A 24,369-nucleotide genomic window follows, 5' to 3' on the forward strand; every position below is an offset into this window, starting at 1 on the left:
CTCGTTTCACGCTGCAAATTCCCGAGTCGAACTCAGAAGAACTTGTAGTTCACGCCGACGTAGTAGGCGCGGCCGATCGAGTCGTACAGACCCGAGCCGAAGCCCGTGCCGAACAGGTTGACCGGCGGATCGGAGTCGAACAGGTTGGTCACACCGCCGTAGATCTGCCAGCCGCTGTCCTTGATCGTGTAGCTGCCGCGCACATCGTGGAACACGCCCGAACCGGCCTTGATCGGCCTCGTCGAGGTCGGGTTCGAACGGTAGCTGGCGTTGGTCACGCGCAAGCCGCCGTCGGCGAAGCGGGTGCTCCAGTTCACGTCCCAGTTGTCGCGCATGTAGGAAGCGCGAACGGTGGCCTTCCATTCCGGGAAGCCCAGGGTCTTGTTCTGGTCGACCGACTCGTCCTTGTCTTCCTGGAACGGATAGTCGGTGTAGCCCAGCACCTTGGTGGCGTTGAGGTCCCAACGCATGCGACCGCCCCACAGCGGGTGGCTGTAATACATGCCGAGGTCGATACCGTCGGTGGTGGTGGCGGCGATGTTCTGGTTGATCGAGGTCAGGAAGCTGATCTGACCGTCGGGACCACGTTCGGTGTTGCGGCAGTAGATGTTGTCGATGCCGTTGGGGTTATCGACGCAGCGATCGGCGGTTTCCTGGAAGGTCGGCGCGGTGATCGAGTCGATGAGCTTGATCTCCCAGTAGTCGACGTTCATACCGAAGCCTTCCAGGAAGGTCGGGGTGAACACGAAACCCGCGGTCCAGCTGCGGCCGGTTTCCGGATCGAGATCCGGGTTGCTGCCCGACAGGCCTTCGTTGGTGGCGGAGAACTCATCGGTGAACGTCGGCGCCAGACCCAACGCGGCACAGTTGCGGGCGCGCACCGCGGGGTTCTTGGCGTTGCCGATGTTGTCCATATCGCAAGGATCGGCGACGCCGCCGAAGTTCTGCGACTGGCCGCCGAACAGTTCGTCGATGTTCGGCGCTCGCACCGCGGCCGACATGTTGCCGCGGACGCGCAGGCTGTCGTTGATCGCCCAGTCCAGGTTGTAGCGCCAGGCTTTGGCGCCGCCGATGGTGTCGTACTTCGAGTAACGCGCTGCAGCGCCGACGGTCAGGCTCTTGATCGCCGGCAGGTCGGCCAACAGCGGCACCGCGACTTCGGCCCAGATTTCGCGGACGTTGTAGCTGCCGCCCGAATTCGGGATCGCATTGAGGAAGGTCTCGAAGTTGATGTCCAGCGGATCGTTGATCGAACGGCTGGTTTCGCGGCGGTACTCGACACCGGTGCCGAAGCTGACCGGGCCGGCCTTGAGCTCGAACAGGTTGTTGTTGGTCAGCGAACCGCCGGCCACGAACTGGGTCAGGCGCGCCTTGGAGATCGTGGTGACGTTGAACCAGTTGGCCGCGGCCGGGCTGATCGCGCCTTCGCCGAAGACCGAGAACGGAATGCACGAGGCGGCGACTTCCGGCGACACTTGACCGTAGCCCTGGTTGAAATCCAGCGCCAGATTGGTGTGGCCCGGGTCGATCTTGGAACGGCAGACGATATTGCCGTTCGCGTCCTTGACCGCGTCCAGACCGGCGTAGAACCGCTCCATGTGACGGTTGTTGAGATTGCGGCGGCGCTCGTGGGTGCGGCCGTAGTTGACCGACACGTCGTACAGCCAGTCGCTGGTCAGCGCGCCTTCGGCGCCGAACACGACGCGGGCGGTCTGGCGGTCGGTGTCTTCGCCGCGCAGGCCGGCATCGACGTCGTTACGTCCGACGCGAATGGACTGGCGAGCGCCCATCAGCGCCAGCAGTTCCGGCGTCACGTAGGCGTTATCCCGCTCGATGATGTGCGGGTTGCCGGTGCCGCCGAACGCAGGCGAGAAGTACGACTTGCTGTGCACCTTGCTGTACATGCCTTCGAAGTACAGACGGTGGTCCTGGTTCAGATCGAAGCCGGCGACGGCGCTGACGGTGTCGCGCTTGTACTGCGGCTGGATCTGCAGGTCCTGGTTGCCGTCGAGGCGGTCGCAGTTCTGGCAGGTGGCGTTGGTATTGCGCAGGGTCGGACTATCGCGATCGAACGGACCGTCGAAGCGCTGCTTGCGCACCTGGCCGTTCGGATCGAAGGTGTAGCGCAGTTCCGGCAGGAAGTTGCTGCCGAGCGAGAAGGTGCCGGCGCTGGTGATGGTGTAGTTGCCGGCGTTCGGCAGCAGGGTGTTGTCGAAGCCGCTGCCGGGCGAACGGATGGCGCGGTAGGCCTGCTTGCCGAAGCGGTCGCCGAACATCAGGCGGTCCTGCTGGCTGTGCTCGAACGACAGTGCGACGTTGCCGCGGTCTTCGGCGAAGTTCCAGCCGCCGGTCAGCGAGATGAATTCCTTGCCGAAGCTGCCGTGCTGGCTGTCGCCGATCTGCGCGTGCAGGTTGGCGCCTTCGAACTTCTTCTTGAGGATGAAGTTGACCACGCCGGAGACGGCGTCGGCGCCGTACACCGCGGAAGCGCCGCCGGTGATGATTTCGACGCGCTCGACCCAGTCGGCCGGGATCAGGTTGGTGTCGACGGCCGAGGTGCCGGCGGACGCGCCGACCATGCGGCGACCGTTGACCAGCACCAGGGTGCGGGCGGTGCCGAGGTTGCGCAGGTCCTGCATCGCCACGCCGGCGGTGCCGATGAAGCGACCGGAGTTGCCCATCGTGAACGTGGTGGCCAGCTGCGGCATCGTCGTCAGCAGGTCGCCGATGTTGATCGCGCCGGTCGCCTTGATGTCTTCGGCGGTCAGGACGCTGACCGGGGCCGGGGAGACGACGTTCGGGTTGGAGATGCGCGAACCGGTAACGGTAACGGTTTCGATCTTGGTGACGTCTTCATTCGAAGCCGTTTCCGCCTGCTGTGCATAGGCGGGCGCGACGACGCCGACCAGTGCGGTACAAACAGCAGTGGTGAGTATTTTTCTGTTCACGAAGTGGACTCCTGAAATATGCAGTGACATTGCTTCCCTACCGTGTGACTTCCCTGATGGCTGGGAGTGGTGGATTGGCTGTTTTCTAGGAGACCCCGATGAGCCCGCAGCACAGCCCCCAGCGCTTGCGGTCAGTTCCCCTGAGGCCGAAATTACGACTTCTTAACGCCAGATGCAACGAATCTGCAAAGTGGCTGAACAAAATACGTAAGCAATACAAGCCTTTACCGGTTATCCTGATCGCTATGCCATTGATCCCCCGTCTTTTTTTCGCCGTCGCCCTGGTACTTGGAGCCGCCGGCACGGCCCGGGCGGCCAAAATCGGCAAAGTCGAGATCGTCGGCCTCGATGAGGCCATGACCCAAAACGTGCGCGTTTCCCTGTCCCTGGTCGATACGATCGGCAAGGACGTGTCCGGGCGCCGCCTGGGCTATCTGCTGCGCGAGGCCGAAAACGAGGCCCGCGAGGCCCTGGAGCCGTTCGGCTACTACTCGCCGACGATCAAGGTCGAGGATTCCCGCGGCACCCGCCGCCGCGCCCCGGCGCTGCCCGCCGACTCCAGCCCGGCTGAAGCCAGCCCGGTCGGGGCGAGCCCGGCCGACGCCGATCAGGCTGAAGCGAGCCAGGCCGAGGCCGGCATCGGCGAAGACCCGTCCACCCGAAGCGCTTCGTCCCAGGACCCGGCCGCTCCGGCCGCCTCGGCAGCGACCCCTTCGGTGCCGATCACGGTCACCCTGACCATCGACAAGGGCGAACCAGTCAAGGTGCGGCGCTCCGACATCGCCATCCTCGGCGCCGGCAGCGACGACCGTTACCTCAACCAGGACCTCGACGCCTTCCGGCCCGGCCCGGATCAGGTCTTCAACCACGAGCTGTACGAGGCCAGCAAGACCAAGATCACCCGGCGTCTGGCCGAGCGCGGCTACTTCGATGCGGATTTTTCTTCGCGGCGGGTGGAAGTGACCCGCGCCGAACATGCCGCCGACATCGACCTGGTCTGGACCAGCGGCCAGCGCTACGACATGGGCCCGATCACCTTCGAGCAGACGCCCAAGCGGATCATCCGCGACAGCCTGCTTGAGCGCCTGGTGTACTGGGAACAGGGCAGCTACTACCACCAAGGCAAGCTCGACCGCTTTCGCGAGTCGCTGTCGCGGCTGGATTATTTCGCCAGCATCGACATCGAGCCGCAGCCGGATCAGGCGGTCGACGGCCAGGTGCCGGTCAAGGTCGTCCTGACCCCGGCCAAGCGCAGCATCTATACCGCCGGCCTGAGCTACGGCACCGACAGCGGCGCCGGCGTGCGTCTCGGCCTGGAACGGCGTTACCTCAACGACCGCGGCCACAAGGCCCTGGCCCAGGTCGATTTCGCCGAGCGCCGCAAGACCGCGACCCTGCAGTACCGCATCCCGGCCTTCGCCTGGCTCGACGGCTGGTACACCTTCAGCCTGCAGGGCACCGACGAGCAGACCGACTACATCGACTCGCGCCGCATCGAATTGGTCGCCAGCCGCAGCGGCAAGATCAACCAGCGCTGGACCGCCACCGCCTCGGTGCACGGCCTGCGCGAGCGTTGGGCCTATGCCGACGAGGACGACGACGATCCGACCACGCCGGTCGAATACCGTTCGGCGACCTTTTTGTATCCCTCGTTCCGCGTCGAGTACGTCGATGCCGACGACCGCTTGTATCCGCGCAACGGCATCGCCGCCACCGCGATGCTGCGCGGCGGCCTGGAAAGCGTCGGTTCGGATGCGAACTTCCTGCAACTGCACACGACCGCGCGCTGGTACAAAGGTCTGGGCCCGCGCAGCCGCCTGATCGCCCGCGGCGAACTCGGCCACACCTTCACCGACGCCTTGGTCGACATGCCGCCGACCCTGCGTTTCTACGCCGGCGGCGACCGCAGCATCCGCGGCTACGAATGGCGCGAAGTCGGGCCGCGCATCCCCGCGATCGACGGCCGTAAGGCGTTCGCGCTGGGCGCCAAGAACGTGGTCACCGGCAGCGTCGAGTACGAGCAGTACTTCAACGACAGCTGGGGTGCGGCGGTGTTCGTCGACAGCGGCAGCGCGTTCGACAACACCCCGAAGCTGCGCACCGGCGTCGGCGTGGGCGTACGGTGGCGTTCGCCGGTCGGCCCCTTGCGGATCGACATCGCGCGCGGCCTGGACGACCCGGATTCGGGTTTCCAGCTGTATCTCAACATAGGCGCCGATCTCTAAGGCACGCGGCCAGGACGACCCTGCAACGACATGAGCGATACGCCGAAAACTCCCGAACAACTGCTGCTCGAACGCCGGCAGCGTCGTCGCGCGGCGGCCAAGCGCTGGGCCTGGCGCAGCAGTTTCATCGCCGGCTCGTTGACCCTGTTGATCGCGGCCGGCCTGTACTGGCTGATCAGCACCATCGCCGGCCGCGACCTGTTGCTGGCGCAGATCGTTTCGCGCCTGCCGGCCGATTCGACCTTCACCTGGACCGCGGCCGAGGGGCCGGTGTCGGGGCCGCTGACCTTGCGCGGCGTGCGCTTCGCTTATAAGGGCACGGTGTTCACCGCCGAGCGCATCTTCGTCGATCCGGCCTTGGGCCCCCTGCTCGGCCGCAAGCTGCGCCTGGACGCGCTGCAGGTCGAGAACGCCACCCTCGACCTGCCCAAGAGCGACGAGCCCTTCGAGTTGCCGAGCTGGCCCGAGGTGCTGCCACAGATCGAACCGCCGCTGGCCTTGCAGGCCGACGACGTGCGCATCGACGGTTTCAAGCTCAGCCAGGAAGGCGAGCCGCTGATCGACGTGCGCCGCCTGCGCGCCGGGCTCGATGCGCAGTCGGGCAAGCTGCATGTCGAGAAACTCGAAGCGCTGACCGACCGCGGCCGTTTCACCGTGCACGGCGAGTACGAACCGCGCAACGACTTCAAGACCGACGTGGTGGCGACCGTGGTGTTGCCGAGCGCGCCGGGGCGCACGCCGCCGCGGCTGGGCCTGGTCGCGCGCGGCGACCTGTCGCGCATGGACGTCGCCATCGCCGGCGCCGCACCCGGTCCGGTGCGTGCGAGCCTGACCCTGCGCGGCAAGGACGATCCGCGCTGGCAGTTGCGCGCGCGCGCCGATGCGCTCGATGTCGGCTTGCTGCTCTCGCCCGAGGCCAAGCCGAGCGACACGCCGATGGCGTTGCGCTTCGAGGCCGGCGGCGTCGGTGGCAACGCCGACCTCAACGGCGAATTCCGCCAGGGCGATCTGGCGGTGACGGTGTTGCCGTCGAAGATTTCGCTCAAGGACCAGGTGCTCGACGTGCAGCCGTTGGCGCTGCAGTTGTTCGATGGCACCGCGACGCTGCGCGGCCATGCCGACTTCACCGACGCCGACAACGGCCAGTTCAAGTTTGCCGTCAATGCGCGTGATCTGCGTTGGGGCGGCCAGCCCGCGGCGACCACCGCGACCGCGGCCGCCATCGCCAAGCCTTCGCGCGCGCCGCAGGCGCCGGCCACGCCGGCGATCGTGCTGGAGACCGCCGAGCTCGGGTTCGCCGGCACGGTCAAGGCCTGGGCGGCGATCGGTAAGGCTCGGCTGCTGCGCGACAAGCAAGCCGCGACGGTCGAGTTCGACGGCCGCGGCGACGACCAGCGCATGAGCCTGAAGACGCTCAAGGCCAAGATGCCGACCGGCCAGCTCGACGGCAGCGGCGACGTCGCCTGGGCGCCGGCGCTCGGCTGGAACTTCAAGGCGACGCTGTCGGGTTTCGACCCGGGTTATTTCGCGCCGGAATGGAAGGGCGCGGTCGACGGCCAGCTCGCCAGCACCGGCGCCACCCGCGCCGACGGCGGCCTGGACATCCGCGTCGACGCCGAACGCCTCGGCGGCCGTCTGCGCGACCGGCCGCTCGGCGGACGCGGTCGCTTCGCGATGCACGGTGCCGCGCCCGGCAAGAGCGACGACGCTTACGAAGGCGACGTCGCCCTGACCCTAGGCGGCAGCCGCGTCGATGCCAAGGGCAAGCTCGCCCAGGCGATCGAACTCGACGCCAAGCTGGCGCCGCTGCAGCTCAACGATCTGTTGCCGAACACCGCCGGCAGCCTTACGGGCACGCTCAAGCTCAGCGGCGCGCGCGATGCGCCGAACATCGACGCCGACCTGACCGGCAGCGGCCTCAAGTACGGCGACTACACGGCGGCGAGTTTCAGCGCCAAGGGCCGCCTGCCCTGGCGCGGCCGCGGCGGCGAACTGGCCCTGCGTGCGAGCGATCTCAATGCCGGCCTCGCCCTGTCGTCGGTGAGCGTCGATGCGCGCGGCGCGGTCGAGTCCCTGCAACTGCAGGCGCAGGCCGACAGCGAGGTCGCCCAGCTCGCACTGGCCGGCCATGCCGACAAGCGCGGCGCGACCTGGCAAGGCGCGCTGGCATCGCTGCAGCTGACGCCGAGCAAGGGCGCGTCCTGGCGTTTGCAGCAGGCCGCGCAGTTCCGTTGGGACGGACGCAATGGCGCGTTGACGAATGCCTGCCTGGCTTCGAGCAGCGGCGGTTCGCTGTGCGCCAGCGCGGACTGGCCGCGACGCGGTGTCGATATCAAGGGGCAGGGGTTGCCGCTGTTGTTGGCGCAAGCCTATCTGCCCGAGCGCAGCGACAAGCGGCCGTGGCTGCTGCGCGGCGAAATCGCGCTCGACGGCGAACTGCGTCCGGTCGGCAACGGCTGGCGCGGCCAGGTCGATATCAGCTCGGCCGGCGGCGGTCTCAAGTTCAGCGAACGCGCGCGCCGCGAACTGCTGCGCTACAACGCTCTGTCGCTGAAGGCGACCTTCGACCCGAACAAGCTCAACGCCGAACTCAAGGCCGGCTTCAACGACGACGGCCACATCGATGCCAAGATCGCGACCGGTTGGGACGCCTATGCGCCCCTGTCCGGAGACGTCTCGGTCGACACCGACGAACTCACCTGGCTGGAGATGTTCTCGCCCGACATCGTCGAGCCCAAGGGCCGTCTCGAAGGCCGCATCAGCCTGGCCGGCACGCGTTCGCAACCCTTGCTCGGCGGCCAGGCCCAGCTGAGCCAGTTCACCACCGAACTGCCCGCGCTCGGCATCGTCCTGCAGAACGGCAACGTCCGCCTCGACGCGCAGAGCGACGGCAGCGCGCGCATCGCCGGCAGCGTGCGCTCCGGCGAAGGCACCTTGAATATCGACGGCACGCTCGGTTGGCAGGGCGACGACACGCCGCTGGTGCTCAACCTGCGCGGCACCAACGTGCTCGCCTCCGACACCCGCGACCTGCATGCGATCGCCAACCCCGACCTGACCGTGCGCTACGCGGCCAAGCAGCCGCTGCAAGTCACTGGCACCGTGACCATCCCGACCGCGCGCATCGACCTGGAACGCCTCGACCAGGGCGTGTCGGTGTCCGAGGACGTCGTGGTGCTCGACCCGGCCGATCCGGAAGACACCGGCGCTTCGCCGCTCGACCTCGATCTGACTCTGGTGGTCGGCGAGCAGGTCAAGCTCAACGGCTTCGGCCTCGACGGCAAGCTCGGCGGCCAGATGCGGGTGCGTTCGCGCCCGGGTCGCGAGATGACCGCCAACGGCGCGCTCAACGTCGAAGGCCGCTACACCGCCTACGGCCAGAAACTGCAGATCACCCGCGGCCGCCTGGCCTGGAACAACGGCCCGGTGTCGGACCCGATCCTCGACGTGCGCGCCGAACGCGAAGTCGGCGCGGTCACCGCCGGCGTCGACATCAGCGGCCGGGTCAGTTCGCCGCAGGTCAATGTCTGGTCGAACCCGGCCAGCTCGCAGTCCGAAGCGCTGGCCTATCTCGCACTCGGCCGGCCGTTGTCGTCGGTCAGCGGCGACGAAGGCCGCCAGCTCAACGCCGCCAGCGCTGCGCTCTCGGCCGGCGGCGGCATGCTCGCCTCGCAGCTCGGCGCCAAGATCGGCCTCGACGACGCCGGCGTGATGGAAAGCCGCGCGCTCGGCGGTTCGGTGCTCGGCGTCGGCAAATACCTGTCGCCGCGCCTGTACGTCGGTTACGGCGTGTCCCTGCTCGGCACCGGCCAGGTGCTGACCTTGAAGTATCTGCTGCGCAAGGGCTTCGACATCGAGATCGAGTCGAGCACGATCGAGAACCGCGCTTCGATCAATTGGCGCAAGGAAAAATAATGCTGCGCGAGCGATCAGTGGGCATTGTTTAGGAGTGCCGGAGCGGCCGGCTCCTTGCCGCATATAAGAAGGGGCCGGAACAGCCCCGCTTCTTGCAGCGCGCAGTACATCGAGTGTGCCAAGGACCGCCCTTGTCGGTCGACCAGAGTTCTACAGCATAACTGTGGAGTCGCGTTGGTTGAGTCTTGTGTGAACATCACTCGGAAATCAAGGTGCCATGACATCTTCGCCATTAGTCCGCCATATAGGGGTTGCTGCTGTCTCGCTAGCAATTTCGTTGATTTCAGTGTGGCTATATGTGCGCATGGGGCAGCCGCCTCTGAACGTCATCTACGAACTCCTGTTTCTTGTCGGCATATACGCAGGATTTCTATGGTCTAACTGGCCCCTGTTTGCTGAAAGGAGCGCGCTCGAGAAAGCGGTAGGGAGGGGCATTTTTTCAGCAATCGCTACGGCGGTCTGGTTGCTTATCGACTTCTGTGCAGCTGCAGCGTTTCAGCTTGCGATTGGGGGAGCCCTTTGACCTGATCGGCTTGGGAGCGTGTCGCTCAGTTGGTGCAAGGAGAGTAGGCGGTATCGTTCGCGGGCTACGGCGATGAAAGCCGCTCGCCAGTAAGGAGAGCCACGATGAAGCTGTGCGAACACGCGGTGCTGATGGCCGGCTACAACCGCTGGATGAACGACAAGATTTATGCGGCGGCCGCGCGGTTGCCGCACGAGGCGTTGAGCGAAGACCGCGGTGCGTTTTTCGGTTCGATCCTGGGCACGCTCAATCATTTGCTGGTGGCCGACCTGATCTGGCTGCATCGTTTCGCCAGTTATCATCCGACGCGTTTCGAGGCGCTGGACCCGATTCGCAACATGGCGCCGCCAACCGCCATCGATCAGCAACTGCACGATCGTCTCGCACCCTTGCAGGTGCAGCGAAGCGAGCTCGATGCGCGGATTGAGGATTGGGCCGGGTGCCTGACCGATGCGGATCTCGATCAGGTGTTGGTCTACGCGAACACCAAAGGCGTCGTTTCGCATCGCGACTTCGGCGGCCTGTTGATGCATTTCTTCAATCACCAGACCCATCACCGCGGCCAGGTCACGACCTTGTTGACCCAGGCCGGCGTGGACGTCGGCGCAACCGATTTATTGCTGCTGTTGCCGCAGCACGCGCCGGACTGAAGAGCGAGGTTCCGCCGGGCCACAGCGTCCGCGGCATGGCCCGTGACGCGACCTGAATGCGCCGCGCCTTTGCGCAAATCCGCATGCAGCGCACGAATCCAGGCCATGCGGATGATGGCTTCGCGTAGAGGGCCGCTGTTGTCGCCACGATAAAGAAACGTTTCGGCGCGCCGAGCTCGTATCGTCGTGGTGCCGCATCCTTGCCTTCGGATTGTGCGCACAGTCACGACTCACGCATGCGACTTCGCGCATGCCGTGCGCGTGCTCGCGACGAGCTGTGCTAATGAAACGTAGGCAGCGCTTGCACGCGCTGCGCTTGCACATGCATGGGTGTCGCGCTTGGCCGTGCGCAAGCCGCGCATGGCGACGACGCGTCGCGATTGCATGGGTATGATGCGGTCCGCCGGATCGTGGGGAGACGATCGCGCCGATCGGCGACGGCTCATACGCAGGATGCTCCATCCATACGCCATTCACTGGCGCGGGCGCAGAGGTTCGTGCCACAGGGGGAACCAGCATGCAGACACCTCGCTTCACCACAACCGCGTTGTGGCTTTCGATCGCACTGACCTTGAGCGCCTGCGGAGGCGGCGGCGGTGGCGACAAGAAAGGCGGCGAAACCGCGCCGGCTCCGGGCACGCCGCCCGGCACGCCGCCGACTACGCCGCCCCCGCCGCCGCCGGGAGCGGCGGCGCTGGAGATCGCTCAACTCGAACTCGCCCAGACCCACGTGCTGCCGGAAGCCGGGCTGAGCTGGACTCTGCGCCAGGCCAAGGAGCGGCTGCATGCGGTCGGCGGGCGCGAAGCGCTCGCACTGCTGCGCCTGTCGGCCGAAAACGCCGGCAATCCGCAGTTGGAAGGCTGGGCCAACGGCGTTCAACTCGGCACCGTTGCGGTGTCCGCTTCGATCCCCGCCACCGAGGCCGGCGGTGCGGCCTATCCGGGCGCGCGTTACAGCGCGAGTTTGCCGGCGGCGTGGTTGGTGCCCGGTTTGCAGTTGCGCGTGCGCGCCGACAATTACCGCGTCGGCGCGTTTCGTTCGCCCACGATCGGCGCCGACAGCCCGGTGACCCTGCGAGTGCTGCCGCTGTATCTGTTCGGCGCGAACGAGAGCAACTCGGTGCCGCTGGCGACCTCCGGCGCGCCCGATGCCGCCACCGTGACCGAGATCTTCGCCAAATGGCCGGTGGCCAGCGTGGTTGCGCAGAACCATCCGGCGCAGCGCGCGGTATGGCCGACCTTGTCGATCGCGCCGAGCGGCGGCAAACCGGCTTATCTGGCGCGCAGCACCGACGACGAACAAGCGGGCTTCCAGGTCATGGGCGCCACCTTGAATCTGCTCGGCGGGCTGCTCGCCGCCAACGGCGAATCCTCCGGGCCGGTGCAGTACTACGCGCCGCTGATCCTGTTCGATGCGGCCGGCAAGCTCAAGCATCCCGGTGGCGGCCTGGGGTCGATCGGCGGCGACACCGGCGTCGGCGATCATGGCTACTCGGGCATCTTCATCCATGAGCAGGGCCATGCGATGGGGTTGCCGCATCAGGGCGGCGCCTACACCGACGGCAAGTACCCCTATCTCGCCGGCAGCTTGAACGGATCGGTCTGGGGCTACGACAGCACGCGCAAGGAGTTCCTGGCGCCGTTCGTACCGGCCACCGCATCGCGTTATCGCAACTGCGCCGGCGATACCTTCGACAGCACGCCGCGACAACTCGATGCGCAGGGCCGCTGCATCAAGCAGGACCCGATGCAGAGCGGTTCCGGCGACGAGGCGCGCGGCTACCGCTTCGCCACCTTCTCCGATTACAGCGTCGCGATGATGCAGCGCCATCTGGAAGGCACCACCTCGACCGACAAGAACGGAGCGCGCGTGTACTCCGGCGGCAGCATCGTCGCCGATGCGGCCTTCCCCGGCGGCTACAAGCGTTGGGACGGGATCGACCGGCGCTGGATCGATGTTGCGCCGAAGACCGCCGACAACGGCCTGTACGGCTTCAACCAGGGTTTGCCGGAGCGGCGCGACGTGCCGGTGCAGGCGATCGCGGTCGCTTACAGCCGGGCCGGTACCGCCAACGTTTCGCAGATCTATCCGCCGATCGGTTTTCGCGGCAACCTGCTGCGCTACATCGATCCCACCGATGCGGCGCAGCGTACGAGCATCGTGCCGAACACCGGGACCTATGCGTGGTACTGCCACAACGGCGGCTGCGACTACACCTTGCGCGTGACCTATGCCGATGGCGGCGTGCGCCACGTGCTGCTGCAAGGCGGCTTCCGTCCCTGGTTCGGCCCGACCACCGCGCCGCCGGCCAGCGCCGGCGATCCCAACAACGGCGACAGCTTCCGCACCTGGGTGGTCAACGTGCCCGCCGACAAGGCGATCTCGCGGATCGAGCTGCTGGATTCGCCGAAGGGGTGGGAAGGCCTGCCGGCTGCGCCGACGGTGTTGCTGTCGCGTCAGGTGCCGGCGGTGAGCGCCCGCGCCACCGAAGCCGGCGCGAACGATGCCGCCTGCATCGAGCTGGCGACCGTCGCCGTACCGCTCAAGGCCGCACCGGAGCCGCGTTGCGCCTCCACGCCGCGTCCGGCCGCGTCGCCGGCGAGCGGAGCGTCGGCAATGCGGCCGGCGGCGGACCCGCGTCTTCGCGCATGGCTCAGCAGCTTGCTCAGGCGTTGACCCCACACGCGACCGATCGTCGCGATGCGCCCTGCCCCGTCCGCAATTGCGGCGGGGCAGGCGCCCTGCGTCGGTACTTCGTGTCCTGGTGAGGTGCAGCGGCGGCTGCGGCGCGGCGTTCGCTCCGGTCAGGCGAGCAAACCAGCGAGTGGCGCCTATCCGCTGCAGGCGTCGCGTATGACCTGCACTTCGCGTTTGACCTCGCTGCCGTCCGGTCGCGCGTCGCCGATGCCGCGCAGCAGGCCGTCGAGCGTCGCCCGCGCCTGCCCCCGCTGCGGCCCGCGGCAACGCACCTGCGCGGCATAGGCCTGCGCGCGCCAGCCGAGCTCGCGCAATTTTTCGTCGGTGGTCGGCAGTTCCGCCAGCGAATCCAGGTGCGCGAGCGCGGCGGCATCGCCGGACAGCGCCTGCACCTGGGCCAGGTCGAGTTCGGCGTGACGGGTGTTCGGGTGGCGTTCGCCATAACTCTTGCGGGTCAGGCTGACCGCTCGCTGCAAGTGGTCGAGGCCGCGGTCGCGTTGGTCCAGCGCGATCTCGACATCGCCGAGCAGACGCTCGGTGTCGCCGACCAGACCGTGCTCGGCGCCGAACTCGGTCACGCGCAGCGCGCGGATCTCGTCGAGCAGGATCCGCGCCATGGTGTTGCGGCCGGTCGCATGCAGCACCGTCGCCTGTGCGAACAAGGCCTCGGCGAGGCGGCCGCGGTCGAGGTGCTTGCGCGAAATCGTCACCGCGTACTCGAGTTCGCTCAGGGCGCGATCGACATCGCCGCGTTCCCAGGCGATCAGGCCCAGACTGCTGTGCAGGCCGGTCAGATCGGAATGATCGGCGCCCAGACGCGGGGTCAGCACGTTGCGCAGCTGTTCCAGCTCGATCTGCGCCTGCACGTACTGACCTTGCTCGATGTGGAAGGCGGCGAGCTGGCGGCGCACGGCCAGGGTGGCCGGATGCTGGCCGCCGTTGACCTCCAGGGCGATCGCCAGTGCTTCCTTGGCATCGCGTTCGGCGTCGTTGAGCTGGCCGAGGTCGTGTCGCAGCGCGGCCAGGTTGCGGCTGATCTCGACCTGCAGCGGGTGGCGATCGCCGACGCTCTGCTGTAGGCGCCGGCGCGCCTGCTCGAAGCCCTGCAGGGCCTGGCGGCTCTGCCCGGCATCGGCTTGCAGGCTGGCGAGGTCCATCAGGTTCTCGACTTCGACGACGTCGCTGTTCTCGAGCATTTCGCGGCGCAACGCCAGCGAACGTTCGAACAACTGCCGCGCACCCTGGCGCTCGCCGTTGGCCTGCCGGCAGCGGCCGAGTTCGGAATAGAACTCGCTGGCCTGGTTCGGCAATTGCGCCTGTTCGCGCCGGGCCAGATCGAGCCCGGGTTGCATCAGCGCCGCGCATTCGCGCGGCTGAGCGAGCAGGCGCAGCACCTTGCCGCGTTGGGTGATCGATTCCAGGCGCAGGCTTTCGGGGATGTCGTCGTCGGTGCTGGCGATGATGCTGGCCTGGCGGTCGAGCAACGCGCGCGCTTCGTTGTAGTCGCCCAGGCTGGTGCGCATGCGCGCGATCACCCCGAACAGCTCGGCGCGCGCGCGCGGTTGCCGCGCGAGTTCGCGCGTACCGCGGATCACCGAGGCGTCGAGCAGGCCGCGCAGGTCCAGTGCTTCGCCTTCGGGCGTGCCGCGCGCGCTTTCGAACAGGCCGACCATGAAGTCCTGCATGGCCTGGGCGCGGCTGGCTTCGCCGACCGCTTCGCGCGCCTGCCAGGCGACGATGCCGAGCGCGGCGCTGAGCACCAGGGTGACCAGGGCCGCGGTCGCCAAGGCCCAGCGGTGGCGGGCGACGTATTTGTTGAAGCGGTAACGCAGGCTTTGCGCCCGCGCCAGCACCGGCCGGCCGGCTTCGAAACGCTGCAGGTCCAGCGACAGCGCTTCCACCGAGGGATAGCGCTGCTCGGGACGCTTGGACAGGGTCTTGAGGACGATGTTGTCGAGGTCGCCGCTGAGCTGGCGGGCGAGGCGGCGCACCGAGTTCGGATCGACCTCGGCGTCGTCGGCGTCGACGTAGCGCAGCACCGCCTGCGAAGGCCGCAGCGGATCGGCGGCGAGGATCGCCTCTTCCCACTCGGCGTCGGTCTGGCGCTTCAACCGATAGGGTTTGGAATCGGTGAGCAGCTCGTACAGCACCACGCCGAGCGAATACACGTCGGTCATGGTGGTGACCGGCTCGCCGCGNCGCGGCGTAGTGCAGGGTGAAGGCGCGCGCGCCGGTGCGGGTCTGCTCGGGCAGCGGCACGTCGTTGCTGTCGAGCAGCTTGGCGATGCCGAAATCGAGCAGGCGCACGTCGCCGGCCGGCGTCACCATGATGTTCGACGGCTTGAGGTCGCGATGGACGATCAGGTTGGCGTGGGCGTGGCTGACCGCGTCGCAGATCTGCTGGAACATGCGCAGGCGCTTGTCGAGCGGCGTGCGCTGGTTGCGGCAGTAGTCGGTGATCGGCTCGCCTTCGACGTACTCCAGGGCGAGGTAGGGCAGGCCGTCGCGGCTGATGCCGGCATCGAGCAGGCGCGCGATGTGCGGATGCGCCAGGCGGGCGAGGATCTGACGTTCGCGGGTGAAGCGCGTGCGCAGGTTGGTGTCGGCCAGGCCCGGACGCAGCAGCTTCAGTGCGACCCGGCGCTGGTACAGGCCGTCGGCGCGCGAGGCCAGCCAGACCTGGCCCATGCCGCCTTCGCCGAGCAGGCTTTCCAGGCGGTAGGTGCCGACCTCGACGCCCGGGCGCATGCCGGTGTTCTGCGGCGCGACCAGGGGCTCGGAAAGAAAATCCTCGTGGCCTTCTTCGAGCGCGATCAGCTCGGTGAGCTGGTCGGCCAATTCGGCGTCGTCGGCGCGCAACTCGCTCAGGCGTTCGGCGCGTGCGACCGGGTCCAGCTCGAGCAGCGCGTCGAGCAAAGGGGACAGGCGTTGCCAGCGTTCGGCATCCATGCGCGGTCAGTCGGTTTCGATACGACGGTCGTCGGCGATGTGGATCATGACGATGCGCATGGTGTGCGGGCGCGCTGCGCGGCGGCAGCCGGGGCGATGACGGAACGCGGCAGGCGCGGACCGTGCGTCAGCGGCTGGGCTCGTCTTGCAGCGAGGCCAGCAGGAACAGACGGGCCTTCTGCCAGTCGCGGCGGATGCTGCGCTCGGAGCGTTGCAGCAGCGCGGCGATTTCCAGTTCCGAAAGGCCGGCGAAATAGCGCAGCTCGACCACCTGGGCGAGGCGCTGATCGACGGCGGCCAGTTTGGTCAGGGCGGTGTCCAGACCGAGCGTGTCCTCGTCCAGGCGCAGGCCGCCTTCGACGTCGTCGGGCAACTCGGTGACGCGGTGCAGATCGCCGCCGCGCTTCTGCGCCAAGCGCTGGCGCGCGTAGTCGACGACCACGCTGCGCATCGCCGAGGCGGCGTAGGCGAAGAAATGCGCGCGATCGTCGAACTGCGCTTCGCGCCGGCCGACGAGTTTGAGATAGGCCTCGTGCACCAGCGCGGTCGCGTCCAGGGTCTGGCCGTGCTGGCCGGCGAGCTGGCGCCGCGCCATGGTGTGCAACTCCTGATACAGAGTCGCGAGCACGCGATCGAGTGCGCCGCGATCGCCTTCGCGGGCGGCATCCAACAGGATCGTGATGTCAGCGCTTTCGGCCATATCGCCCCTCGACTCGGTGGAGACTATAGCGCGTTCATCTTCACATGATAGCGATCATGGTGGCATCGCCCGCGCCGCGCCGGCGCCGTTCGTCCGGAACCGGCGCCCGCAACCTGCGGACCGCTGAGGACGAGTCGGCCCGGCGGCGGGCAGCGCCGGGTCGCCGCTTCAGCGTTGGCAGTGCCCGCACCAGACCGTGGTGCGCTGGCCGATGCTGGCCTGTTTGAGCGGCCGTCCGCAGCGCGGGCAGGGTTCGCCGCCGCGGCCGTAGGCCGACAGCTCCTGCTCGAAATAGCCGGGCGCGCCGTCCGGGCTGATGAAGTCTCGCAGGGTCGTGCCGCCGCGCTGGATGGCGTAGGCCAGGATGTCCTTGATCGAGGCCGCGAGCTCGCCGTAGCGGTCGCGCGAGACCTTGCCGGCCGCGCGCAGCGGCGACACCCCGGCCGCGAACAAGGCCTCGGCGACGTAGATGTTGCCTACCCCGACCACCACCCGCTGATCCATCAGGAAGGTCTTCACCGGCGCCTTGCGGCCACGGCTGAGCTCGAACAGGTAGTCGCCGTCGAAGGCGTCCGAGAGCGGCTCCGGGCCGAGGTCGCGCAGCAATTCGTGGGTCTCGCCGGGCGCCTGCCACAGCAGGCAGCCGAAGCGGCGCGGGTCGTTGAAGCGCAGCACCTGGTCGGAATCGAGCAGCAGGTCGACGTGGTCGTGCGCGCGCACCGGCGTGTCCGCGGGCAGCACGCGCAGGCTGCCGGACATGCCCAGGTGCAGCAGGGCGCTGCCGGCGGCGGTGTCGAGCAGCAGGTACTTGGCGCGGCGGCGCACCGCGTCGATGCGTTCGCCGGGCAGGGTGTCTTCGATCTGCAGCGGGATCGGCCAGCGCAGGTCGGGGCGGCGCAGGATCGCGGTGACGACGCGGCGGCCTTCCAGATGCGGCGCCAGGCCGCGCCGGGTGGTTTCGACTTCAGGCAATTCAGGCATGCGGCAAGGGTACTATCCCGGCCAGGCCGCGCATCGTTCGAAGGCCGAAACTGGGAGTCGCTTCATGCCGCACGCGCCCGCGTCCGAGGAAGCCGCCGCACACCGGTCACGGCTCGCCGCGAAGGCGCCGGACGAACCGGCCGCGCACCCGCCGGGCCGGCGCCTGCGCAGTTTCGCCAGCGCCGAGATCGACATGGCGCTCGACGCCCTGGGCTGGCGCGGCAATCGCATCCATGCCGGCGTGCACCTGGCGCGCAAGGGGCTGCGGCGGGTCCGCGCCACGCTCGCCCTCGGCGGCGGCGCGCTCGGTCCGGGCGCGGTGTTGGTCGACCGCGAGTTGCGCCGGCTCAACCGCGATTTGTCGGCATTGCGCGACGCCCATGCGCTGGTCGAAACCCTGGACCGTCTGCTGCGCCTGTCGCTCGAGGCCGAGGTCCGCACCCTGTTGCGCCGCGCCCGCCGCCGCGCCGCGCAGGCGCGCGCGCGGGTCGCGCACCAGGCCCGCGCCGACGACCCCGAGCTCGGCGCGCGCCGTTCTTTGTTGCGGGTGTTGCGCGCCGCGCTGCGGGCGCTGCCCTGGGACGGCCTGAAGCCGGAGGACTGGCGCGGGGCGGTTACCGCCAGCCTGGCGCGGGTCGCCCGCGGCGCCGAACGCGCGCGCCGCAGCGGCGTGGACGAGGACTGGCACGACTGGCGCCGGCGTGCGCGGCGGTTGTCGCAGCAGCAACGCGCCCTGAAAGCGGCCAAGCTGGGCCGCGATGCGCCGAAGTTCGACAAACACACGATCGAGCGCCTCGGCGCGGCCCAGGACCTGAACCTGCTGCTCGATCATTGCGGGCGCCGTTCGGTGTTCGGCAAGGCCGACCGCGGCGCCTTGCGGCGCTATGCCGAGGGCGAGCTGGCGCGGTCGCGCGGGGAGATCGTGAATGGGGGCGAGGAAGGGCGCGGCTCGGAGTAGGGGCCGTTCCTCGCTGCTGGCCCCTCACCCCCACCCTCCCAGCTTTGCACTTCCTGCGGTCGCCGCAGGCGGGAGAGGGAGCAAAACGGGGCGGAAGACAGGCTGGGCCGGGCTGCCGCGACCGCCGGTCGGCGGGCGCCGGCTGAACCCTTTCGGCCGCGCCCGTTGCGGGCGTCCTTGCCCGTTGGAATAAACGACCCCATCACATCGCAGAGCCGTACCGGCGCGAAGGGTCCGCGCCGGGTGGCATCATTTGCTCAGGACCGGCCGCTTCGGGCCGGCCCCCGTGGTCTGTCGGAGTTTCGAAATGCCCGCTTCCCTGATCGATTTCCTTGCCGGCGGCCTGGTCCAGGCCGGCTTCTGGGAACTCGCCGTGTACTTCCTCGCGGTCACCCAGCTCACCATCATGTCGGTGACGCTGTACCTGCATCGCTCGATGGCGCACCGCTCGGTCGATTTTCATCCCGCGCTGGCGCACGTGTTCCGTTTCTGGACCTGGCTGACCACCTCGATGATCACCAAGGAGTGGGCGGCGATCCATCGCAAGCACCACGCCAAGTGCGAGACCGAGGAAGACCCGCACAGCCCGCAGTTCAAGGGCATCGACACGGTCATGTGGCGCGGCGTCGAGCTTTACCGCGAAGCGCGCGGCGAGCGCGAGGACATCGAGAAATACGGCAAGGGCTGCCCGGACGACTGGATCGAACGCAAGCTCTATACGCCGCATGCGACCTTCGGCCCGACCTTGCTGCTGTTCATCAGTTTCGTCCTGTTCGGCTTCGCCGGCGTGGCGATCTGGGCGCTGCAGATGGTGTGGATTCCGTTCTGGGCCGCCGGCGTGGTCAACGGCCTCGGCCATTGGTGGGGCTATCGCAATTTCGAGACCACCGACACCGCGACCAACCTGACCCCGTGGGGCTTCTGGATCGGCGGCGAAGAGCTGCACAACAACCATCACGCCTTCCCGAGCTCGGCCAAGTTCGCCCTGCGCAAGTGGGAGTTCGACATCGGCTGGGCGGCGATTCGCGGCCTGCAGGCCGTGCGCCTGGCCAAGGTGCTGCGCGTCGCGCCGACCCTGGACGTGCGCCCGAACATCGCCATGCCGGACACCGAAACCCTGCGCGCGTTGCTGGCGATCCGCTTCCAGGCGATGACCGACTATTACCGCAGCGTGACCCTGCCGACCCTGCGCGAAGAAGCCGCGCACGCCGGCGACCGCATGCGCACCCTGCCGCGTCGTCTGCGCAAGGGCCTGGCCGACGGCGGCCGCTGGCTCGACGACGGCGCGCGCGCGCGCCTGCAGAGCTGGATCGACGAGCGGCCGCGCATGGCGACCTTGGCCGAATTCCGCCAGCGCCTGGCGCAGGTGCTCGACGACCGTTCGCACGATGCGCAGGCCACCTTGAACCGTCTGCACGCCTGGTGCGTCGACGCCGAGGCCAGCGGCATCCAGTCGCTGCAGGCGTTCTCCGCGCGCATGAAGGGCTACGCACTGGCGCCGGCGCGCCACTGAGCGTTCGAAGCCGGTTCGCCGGTTGGGTCGTTCCAATAAGAACCCGCGCAGCGATGCGCGGGTTTTTTATTGCCGCACATGCAGCGCGCCGTGCAGGCCGCGACGGCTCGGCCGCCGCTCTGCGCGGCAGCCTCTTCAGGACCGCGACGCCCATCAGCATTTGCCGCCCGGCGAGGGTGTAGCGTGCGCAGGAATGGAGTCGCCGCGCCGGACCGCGTCCCGCGCCGCATAAGGAGATGCCGCATGCGCAGGGACATCGTTGCCCGAGACATCGCTGCTCGCGCCGTCCGCGCGCCGCTTCCGATTCCCTCTTTCCTGCCTGCCCGTGCCGCCCTGGGCCGTACGGGATCGACGTCATTGCAAGGACGAACCCGCCACCCGTGAACGCGCCGCGCGCCAGGGACGGGGCCGCGCTTCAAGCAAAGGAGACAGAACAGATGAAGGTATTCCGTAGCAAGCGCATCAAGCTGCTCATGCTGGCCTCGTTGTTCGCTGCCGGCATCGGCTTCGGCGTGGCCCAGGCCGACAGTCCCTACCGCGAAGGCTGCCCGCCGAAGGCCGGCTGCAAGTACGGCGGCCAGCGCGTCGGTTGCTGCATGCTGCCCTGAGGATCGCGAACCATGAGGACTTTTCGCAGCACCCGCGTGAAGTACCTGGCGATCGCCGCGCTGTTCGCCGCTTCGGTCGGTTTCGGCGCGGCCCAGGCCGACAACAAGTACGCCGAGGGCTGCGCGCCCAAGGCCGGCTGCCAGTTCGGCGGCAATCGCTTCGCCTGCTGCATGGACGATTCCTGATCCAAGGCGGTCGATGATCCGTGCGCGACCGGCCTTGCGCCGTGCGCACCCGTGTTGCCGGCGTCGCCTGCGCGCCGCCGGCAACCCTGATCGGCCGAGCCGGCAGCGCAGGATCCCGCGATCCGCGGCCCGGACTTGCCTGGCGCCGCCGCCCGCGTCAGGCTGCGCGGCAAAGCCGCCGTTCCCGGCGCCACCCGGTTCCCGTGCATGCGCCGACTGATTGCGATCGCGTTCTGTATTCCGTTCGTCTGCGCGGCGCAGCACGTCGCCTCGACCGGCGACTATTTGTCGCGCATGGACGGCGACCAGGACGGCAAGATCTCGCTGCTCGAGTACCAGGACTGGCTCAGTTACGCCTTCGACGCGATGGACGCCAACCGCGACGGCCAGTTGGATGCGCAGGAGCAGCCCGCGAGCGGCCGCGGCGCACGCGCCGCGCTGTCGCGCGAGCAGCATCGCCTGACCCTGGCCGAGCGTTTCGGCAAACAGGACCGCAACCGCGACGGCTGGCTCGACGCACGCGAACTGGCCTCGCCTCCGCAGTGATCGCCGGCCTGAACCGCTCGTTCTGCCGAGGCGAACGCTAAGGCCACGAGCGTCGCGTTTCCGGCGCGTTGCGCGATGCGCATCCGGCGAATTCTCCGCAGCCCGTCGCATTGCCCGGATCGCGCAATTGCCGCCGCCGCACCGCGCGTGATACCTAGTCGCGATGAATTACGCATTGCCCCGCGGCGAACTGGATACGCTGTTCGCCGGCCCCCAATCGGTCACCTCCGAACAACGCCGCGAACTGGCCGAACTGATCGTCGAACGACTGCGTCAGGTCCATGGCGAACGCCTGCTGGCGGTCGCCATGTACGGCTCGACCGCGCGCGACGGCGACGGCCCGTACTCGGACATCGAACTGTGGGCGGTGCTCGACGACGACGCCCTCGGCGCCGACTACGACGAAACCCTGGAATGGGTGCACGGCCGCGGCAAGGCCGAGCTCAACCTGATGTCGCGGACCGCCATCGAGGCCTACGCGCGCGAAGTCGACGAAGGCTGGGCGCTCAGCCACGGCCAGTTCGTGCATGCGCGCGCGCTGTGGATCGCGCCCGATCACGGCGCCCTGGTCGAGACCTTGCGCTCGCTCGCCGCGCACCCGAACGACGAGGCGGTCGATGAGGCCTTGGCCGAAATCGTGGTCGGCGAGCTGTACGAACTGGTCGGCAAGCTGCGCAATCGCTACGCGCGAAAACCGCTGTCCTTGCTCGCCTGCGAGTTCGCCCAGCACCTGGCCTGCCTGATCGGCCTGGCCGAGCGGCACGTGTTCGCATCGAGCGGGACCATGTTCGACGAAGCCGCCGACCTGCCCGGGCCGGACGGTGCGGCGCAATTGTTCGGCCTGGTCGGCCAGGGCGATCTGCGCGACGAAGTGGTGCTGAGCATGGCCGTGGAACGGGTCTGGACCGGCCTGGAGGAATGGGCGCACGCCGCGTCCTTGCACCAGGCGCTGGAACTGCGCTGCGCGGCGTCGGAGCGCTGAACGGCGCCGATCCGGTACAGTCCGCATCGTCGATGGGACCGCTGCGGGGCGTAACCGGCGCGCCCGCATGAGCGCGACGCGCGTCGCCGCCGGGTCCTGCGCAGTGCCGTCGACAGCGCCGACTCCGGTTTCCCGATCGATCGCCGAGGGCCTCCTGCGATGGGCCGAATGCTGCATCCCTGGTTCGCTGAAGCGCGCCTCGTCGCCGCGCGCGGCGGCGCATGGCGACGCGGCCGGACCCTGTCGGCGGCCGCCGCCGCGGCGATCGTCTTGCCGTTGCTGCTGCGTGGCTGGGGGGGCGATGCCGCGGCCCTGGCCGAGGCCCTGCCGCGCCTGATCGAACGCTTGCCGCTGCCGTTCGGTCTGCTCGCCATCGCTACGGCGTATGCGGTCGCGCGCGGACGCTCGATCGCGCTCGATGAGTACCTGCGCCTGGGGTGGTGGGCGGCGGCGCCGATCGAGCCGTCGCGGGCCACGCGCAGCCTGGTCTTGCTGGCCGGCCTGGCGACGCTGGCGGCGATGGCATTCGCGGCGACCGTGCTCGCCGCTTGCGGTGGCGACCGCGCGAGCCTGCACGCCGCCTACTGGGTCGTCGACGGCGGGCTCGCGCTCGGCGCCGTGCTGGGCCTGTTCGCGGCCCTGCGCCATCGCCGCCATCCGGCGCAGCGTTTGCGCGAAGGCGCGCGCCTGCCAGTGTTCGGCCTGGCCTGGCTCGACGATGCGCGACTGCCGCACCTCAGCGACTGGCAACGGCGCGAAGGCGTGTTGCGTTGGCGCCGCGGCGGTCACGCCTGGATGATCGGCGCGGTGCTGTTCGGCCTGCCGAGTTCGACCGGTGCGAGCAGCGGCATCGGCGTGTTGCTGATCGCCATCGCGCTGGCCTGGTTCAGTCTGATCCTGCAGGCCTGCGTCGCCGCGACGCTCGATGCCGACGCCTTGCTGGCGAGCACGCCGCGCGCGCCGCATCGGCTGGCGCAGGCGGCCTGGCGGTATCCGGCCTTCGCCTTGCTCTGCGCCCTGGCATTCGCGAGCGTCGGTGCCGCGCTGTTGGCGCTGACCTGGCGTGCTGCGCCGGTATTGCTCGCGATTGTGCTCATCCTTTCATCGCCGGCGCTGCTTGCGCTGCGTCCCCTCCTTCACCGGCCTTTGTCGCGATGACCGTCCTGCTCGAACTCGAAGGCCTGCAGCACCGCTATGACGAGCACGCGGTGCTGCACGGCATCGATCTGCGCTTGCAGGCTGGCGAATTCGCCGCGCTGATCGGTCCGAACGGTTCCGGCAAGACCACCCTGCTGCATTGCCTGGCCGGGCTGCAGCGGGCGAGCGCGGGGCGCGTGTTGATCGACGGCCACGACCTCGCCCGCGCACCGCTGCAGGCGCGGCGCCTGCTCGGCTTCGCGGTCGACCCGGCGCGTCTGCCGCCGTTGTTGACCGGTCGCGAATGCCTGCGCCTGTTCGCCGGTACGCGCGAGCTCAGCGAAATTCCCGCGCCGACGCTGGCCCTCGCCGAGATCCTGGCGCTGGCGCCGATGCTGGATCGCCGCATCGGCCAGTACTCGCTCGGCACCCGCCAGAAACTGGCGATCGCGCTGGGTCTGCTCGGTGAGCCGCCCTTGCTGGTGCTCGACGAACCGCTCAACGGCCTCGACCCGCTCAGCGCCTACGCACTCAAACGCCATCTACAGCAGCTAGCTCACGATCGCGGCACCGCCGTGTTGCTGGCGACCCATTCGCTCGATGTCGCCGAGCGCTTCATCAGCCGCGCGCTGTTGCTGATGGACGGCCGTTTGCGTCGCGATTGGCCGGCCGGCGAGCTCGATGCGATCCGCGCCGACCCGCAGCGGTCGCTGGAGCAGTCGATGGTCGAGGCCTTGGCGGACGAGCGGCCGGCGGATGCGGAGTAGTTTGGGGCAGCGGCGCGACGTCATCGTCTTACGGCCGGTGGCGTCGTCGATGCCATTGCGCGGTCGCGGCTCGCGCCGGTCCT

Annotated in this window: 16 protein-coding genes and 1 pseudogene; 12 read left to right on the forward strand and 5 right to left on the reverse strand. The window is 68.5% G+C overall.

The window, feature by feature from the left end; all coding sequences use genetic code 11:
* Positions 1 to 32 precede the first annotated feature (32 nt).
* Positions 33 to 2,948, reverse strand: coding sequence for a TonB-dependent receptor domain-containing protein (locus ACTJJK_RS07205; protein ID WP_223619229.1), 2,916 nt, complete (start codon positions 2,946 to 2,948; stop codon positions 33 to 35).
* A 245-nt stretch (positions 2,949 to 3,193) separates the two neighbouring features.
* Here ACTJJK_RS07205 and ACTJJK_RS07210 point away from each other — a divergent pair, with 245 nt between their 5' ends.
* The 4 genes from ACTJJK_RS07210 (at position 3,194) to ACTJJK_RS07225 (ending at position 12,938) form a co-directional block, all read left to right on the forward strand.
* Positions 3,194 to 5,173 (forward strand): autotransporter assembly complex protein TamA, encoded by a 1,980-nt coding sequence (locus ACTJJK_RS07210; protein WP_440729873.1) that lies wholly within the window; start codon positions 3,194 to 3,196, stop codon positions 5,171 to 5,173.
* Between the two features lie 30 nt (positions 5,174 to 5,203).
* The gene (locus tag ACTJJK_RS07215; RefSeq protein WP_031370607.1) at positions 5,204 to 9,088 is read left to right on the forward strand and encodes a translocation/assembly module TamB domain-containing protein; all 3,885 of its coding nucleotides are present in this window, start codon (positions 5,204 to 5,206) and stop codon (positions 9,086 to 9,088) included.
* A 627-nt stretch (positions 9,089 to 9,715) separates the two neighbouring features.
* A complete protein-coding gene (locus ACTJJK_RS07220; protein ID WP_440729874.1) occupies positions 9,716 to 10,261 on the forward strand; it encodes a DinB family protein in 546 nt (181 codons plus the stop codon).
* Positions 10,262 to 10,778: 517 nt separating this feature from the next.
* Positions 10,779 to 12,938, forward strand: coding sequence for a M66 family metalloprotease (locus tag ACTJJK_RS07225; RefSeq protein ID WP_440729875.1), 2,160 nt, complete (start codon positions 10,779 to 10,781; stop codon positions 12,936 to 12,938).
* A gap of 155 nt (positions 12,939 to 13,093) precedes the next feature.
* On the opposite strand, the gene ACTJJK_RS07230 is transcribed toward ACTJJK_RS07225, so the two are convergent.
* From ACTJJK_RS07230 to mutM, 4 genes and pseudogenes are all read right to left on the reverse strand, one after another.
* The gene (locus ACTJJK_RS07230; protein WP_440729876.1) at positions 13,094 to 15,136 is read right to left on the reverse strand and encodes a tetratricopeptide repeat protein; all 2,043 of its coding nucleotides are present in this window, start codon (positions 15,134 to 15,136) and stop codon (positions 13,094 to 13,096) included.
* A gap of 115 nt (positions 15,137 to 15,251) precedes the next feature.
* Positions 15,252 to 15,908 (reverse strand): annotated as a pseudogene (locus ACTJJK_RS07235) (serine/threonine-protein kinase); the annotation flags it as partial.
* Positions 15,909 to 16,035: 127 nt separating this feature from the next.
* Positions 16,036 to 16,608 carry an ECF-type sigma factor gene (locus tag ACTJJK_RS07240; RefSeq protein ID WP_031370611.1) on the reverse strand — a complete coding sequence of 191 codons (573 nt, stop codon included), beginning with the start codon at positions 16,606 to 16,608 and terminating at the stop codon, positions 16,036 to 16,038.
* Positions 16,609 to 16,776: 168 nt separating this feature from the next.
* Positions 16,777 to 17,589 (reverse strand): bifunctional DNA-formamidopyrimidine glycosylase/DNA-(apurinic or apyrimidinic site) lyase, encoded by an 813-nt coding sequence (gene mutM / locus ACTJJK_RS07245; protein WP_223619235.1) that lies wholly within the window; start codon positions 17,587 to 17,589, stop codon positions 16,777 to 16,779.
* A gap of 64 nt (positions 17,590 to 17,653) precedes the next feature.
* Between mutM and ACTJJK_RS07250 the strand changes: the two genes are divergently transcribed.
* The 8 genes from ACTJJK_RS07250 (at position 17,654) to ACTJJK_RS07285 (ending at position 24,286) form a co-directional block, all read left to right on the forward strand.
* Positions 17,654 to 18,547, forward strand: a complete 894-nt coding sequence (locus tag ACTJJK_RS07250; protein ID WP_440729877.1) for a CHAD domain-containing protein — start codon at positions 17,654 to 17,656, stop codon at positions 18,545 to 18,547.
* Between the two features lie 307 nt (positions 18,548 to 18,854).
* Positions 18,855 to 20,060 (forward strand): DesA family fatty acid desaturase, encoded by a 1,206-nt coding sequence (locus tag ACTJJK_RS07255; protein WP_031370614.1) that lies wholly within the window; start codon positions 18,855 to 18,857, stop codon positions 20,058 to 20,060.
* Positions 20,061 to 20,497: 437 nt separating this feature from the next.
* A complete protein-coding gene (locus tag ACTJJK_RS07260) occupies positions 20,498 to 20,668 on the forward strand; it encodes a hypothetical protein (protein ID WP_161786072.1) in 171 nt (56 codons plus the stop codon).
* A gap of 12 nt (positions 20,669 to 20,680) precedes the next feature.
* Positions 20,681 to 20,854 carry a hypothetical protein gene (locus ACTJJK_RS07265; protein ID WP_161786073.1) on the forward strand — a complete coding sequence of 58 codons (174 nt, stop codon included), beginning with the start codon at positions 20,681 to 20,683 and terminating at the stop codon, positions 20,852 to 20,854.
* Between the two features lie 207 nt (positions 20,855 to 21,061).
* Complete coding sequence (locus ACTJJK_RS07270) at positions 21,062 to 21,400, forward strand: hypothetical protein (RefSeq protein WP_031370615.1); 339 nt, start codon at positions 21,062 to 21,064, stop codon at positions 21,398 to 21,400.
* Positions 21,401 to 21,563: 163 nt separating this feature from the next.
* Complete coding sequence (locus ACTJJK_RS07275; protein ID WP_440729878.1) at positions 21,564 to 22,382, forward strand: kanamycin nucleotidyltransferase C-terminal domain-containing protein; 819 nt, start codon at positions 21,564 to 21,566, stop codon at positions 22,380 to 22,382.
* 168 nt (positions 22,383 to 22,550) lie between these two features.
* The gene (locus ACTJJK_RS07280; RefSeq protein ID WP_440729879.1) at positions 22,551 to 23,540 is read left to right on the forward strand and encodes a hypothetical protein; all 990 of its coding nucleotides are present in this window, start codon (positions 22,551 to 22,553) and stop codon (positions 23,538 to 23,540) included.
* Positions 23,537 to 24,286 carry an ABC transporter ATP-binding protein gene (locus ACTJJK_RS07285; protein ID WP_440729880.1) on the forward strand — a complete coding sequence of 250 codons (750 nt, stop codon included), beginning with the start codon at positions 23,537 to 23,539 and terminating at the stop codon, positions 24,284 to 24,286. The genes ACTJJK_RS07280 and ACTJJK_RS07285 overlap by 4 nt, the downstream gene beginning before the upstream one ends.
* The last annotated feature ends 83 nt before the right edge of the window (positions 24,287 to 24,369 follow it).

It is taken from the genome of Lysobacter sp. 22409 (assembly GCF_052045105.1).
In the GTDB taxonomy this organism is placed as follows: Bacteria; Pseudomonadota; Gammaproteobacteria; order Xanthomonadales; family Xanthomonadaceae; genus Lysobacter; species Lysobacter antibioticus_B.

What these genes read in the sequence shown, in the direction of transcription:
- ACTJJK_RS07210 (WP_440729873.1), top strand. Translation starts at nt 3,194, where the DNA reads ATGCCATTGATCCCCCGTCTTTTTTTCGCCGTCGCCCTGGTACTTGGA.
- ACTJJK_RS07215 (WP_031370607.1), top strand. Translation starts at nt 5,204, where the DNA reads ATGAGCGATACGCCGAAAACTCCCGAACAACTGCTGCTCGAACGCCGG.
- ACTJJK_RS07220 (WP_440729874.1), top strand. Translation starts at nt 9,716, where the DNA reads ATGAAGCTGTGCGAACACGCGGTGCTGATGGCCGGCTACAACCGCTGG.
- ACTJJK_RS07225 (WP_440729875.1), top strand. Translation starts at nt 10,779, where the DNA reads ATGCAGACACCTCGCTTCACCACAACCGCGTTGTGGCTTTCGATCGCA.
- ACTJJK_RS07230 (WP_440729876.1), bottom strand. Translation starts at nt 15,136, where the DNA reads ATGACCGACGTGTATTCGCTCGGCGTGGTGCTGTACGAGCTGCTCACC.
- ACTJJK_RS07240 (WP_031370611.1), bottom strand. Translation starts at nt 16,608, where the DNA reads ATGGCCGAAAGCGCTGACATCACGATCCTGTTGGATGCCGCCCGCGAA.
- mutM (WP_223619235.1), bottom strand. Translation starts at nt 17,589, where the DNA reads ATGCCTGAATTGCCTGAAGTCGAAACCACCCGGCGCGGCCTGGCGCCG.
- ACTJJK_RS07250 (WP_440729877.1), top strand. Translation starts at nt 17,654, where the DNA reads ATGCCGCACGCGCCCGCGTCCGAGGAAGCCGCCGCACACCGGTCACGG.
- ACTJJK_RS07255 (WP_031370614.1), top strand. Translation starts at nt 18,855, where the DNA reads ATGCCCGCTTCCCTGATCGATTTCCTTGCCGGCGGCCTGGTCCAGGCC.
- ACTJJK_RS07260 (WP_161786072.1), top strand. Translation starts at nt 20,498, where the DNA reads ATGAAGGTATTCCGTAGCAAGCGCATCAAGCTGCTCATGCTGGCCTCG.
- ACTJJK_RS07265 (WP_161786073.1), top strand. Translation starts at nt 20,681, where the DNA reads ATGAGGACTTTTCGCAGCACCCGCGTGAAGTACCTGGCGATCGCCGCG.
- ACTJJK_RS07270 (WP_031370615.1), top strand. Translation starts at nt 21,062, where the DNA reads ATGCGCCGACTGATTGCGATCGCGTTCTGTATTCCGTTCGTCTGCGCG.
- ACTJJK_RS07275 (WP_440729878.1), top strand. Translation starts at nt 21,564, where the DNA reads ATGAATTACGCATTGCCCCGCGGCGAACTGGATACGCTGTTCGCCGGC.
- ACTJJK_RS07280 (WP_440729879.1), top strand. Translation starts at nt 22,551, where the DNA reads ATGCTGCATCCCTGGTTCGCTGAAGCGCGCCTCGTCGCCGCGCGCGGC.
- ACTJJK_RS07285 (WP_440729880.1), top strand. Translation starts at nt 23,537, where the DNA reads ATGACCGTCCTGCTCGAACTCGAAGGCCTGCAGCACCGCTATGACGAG.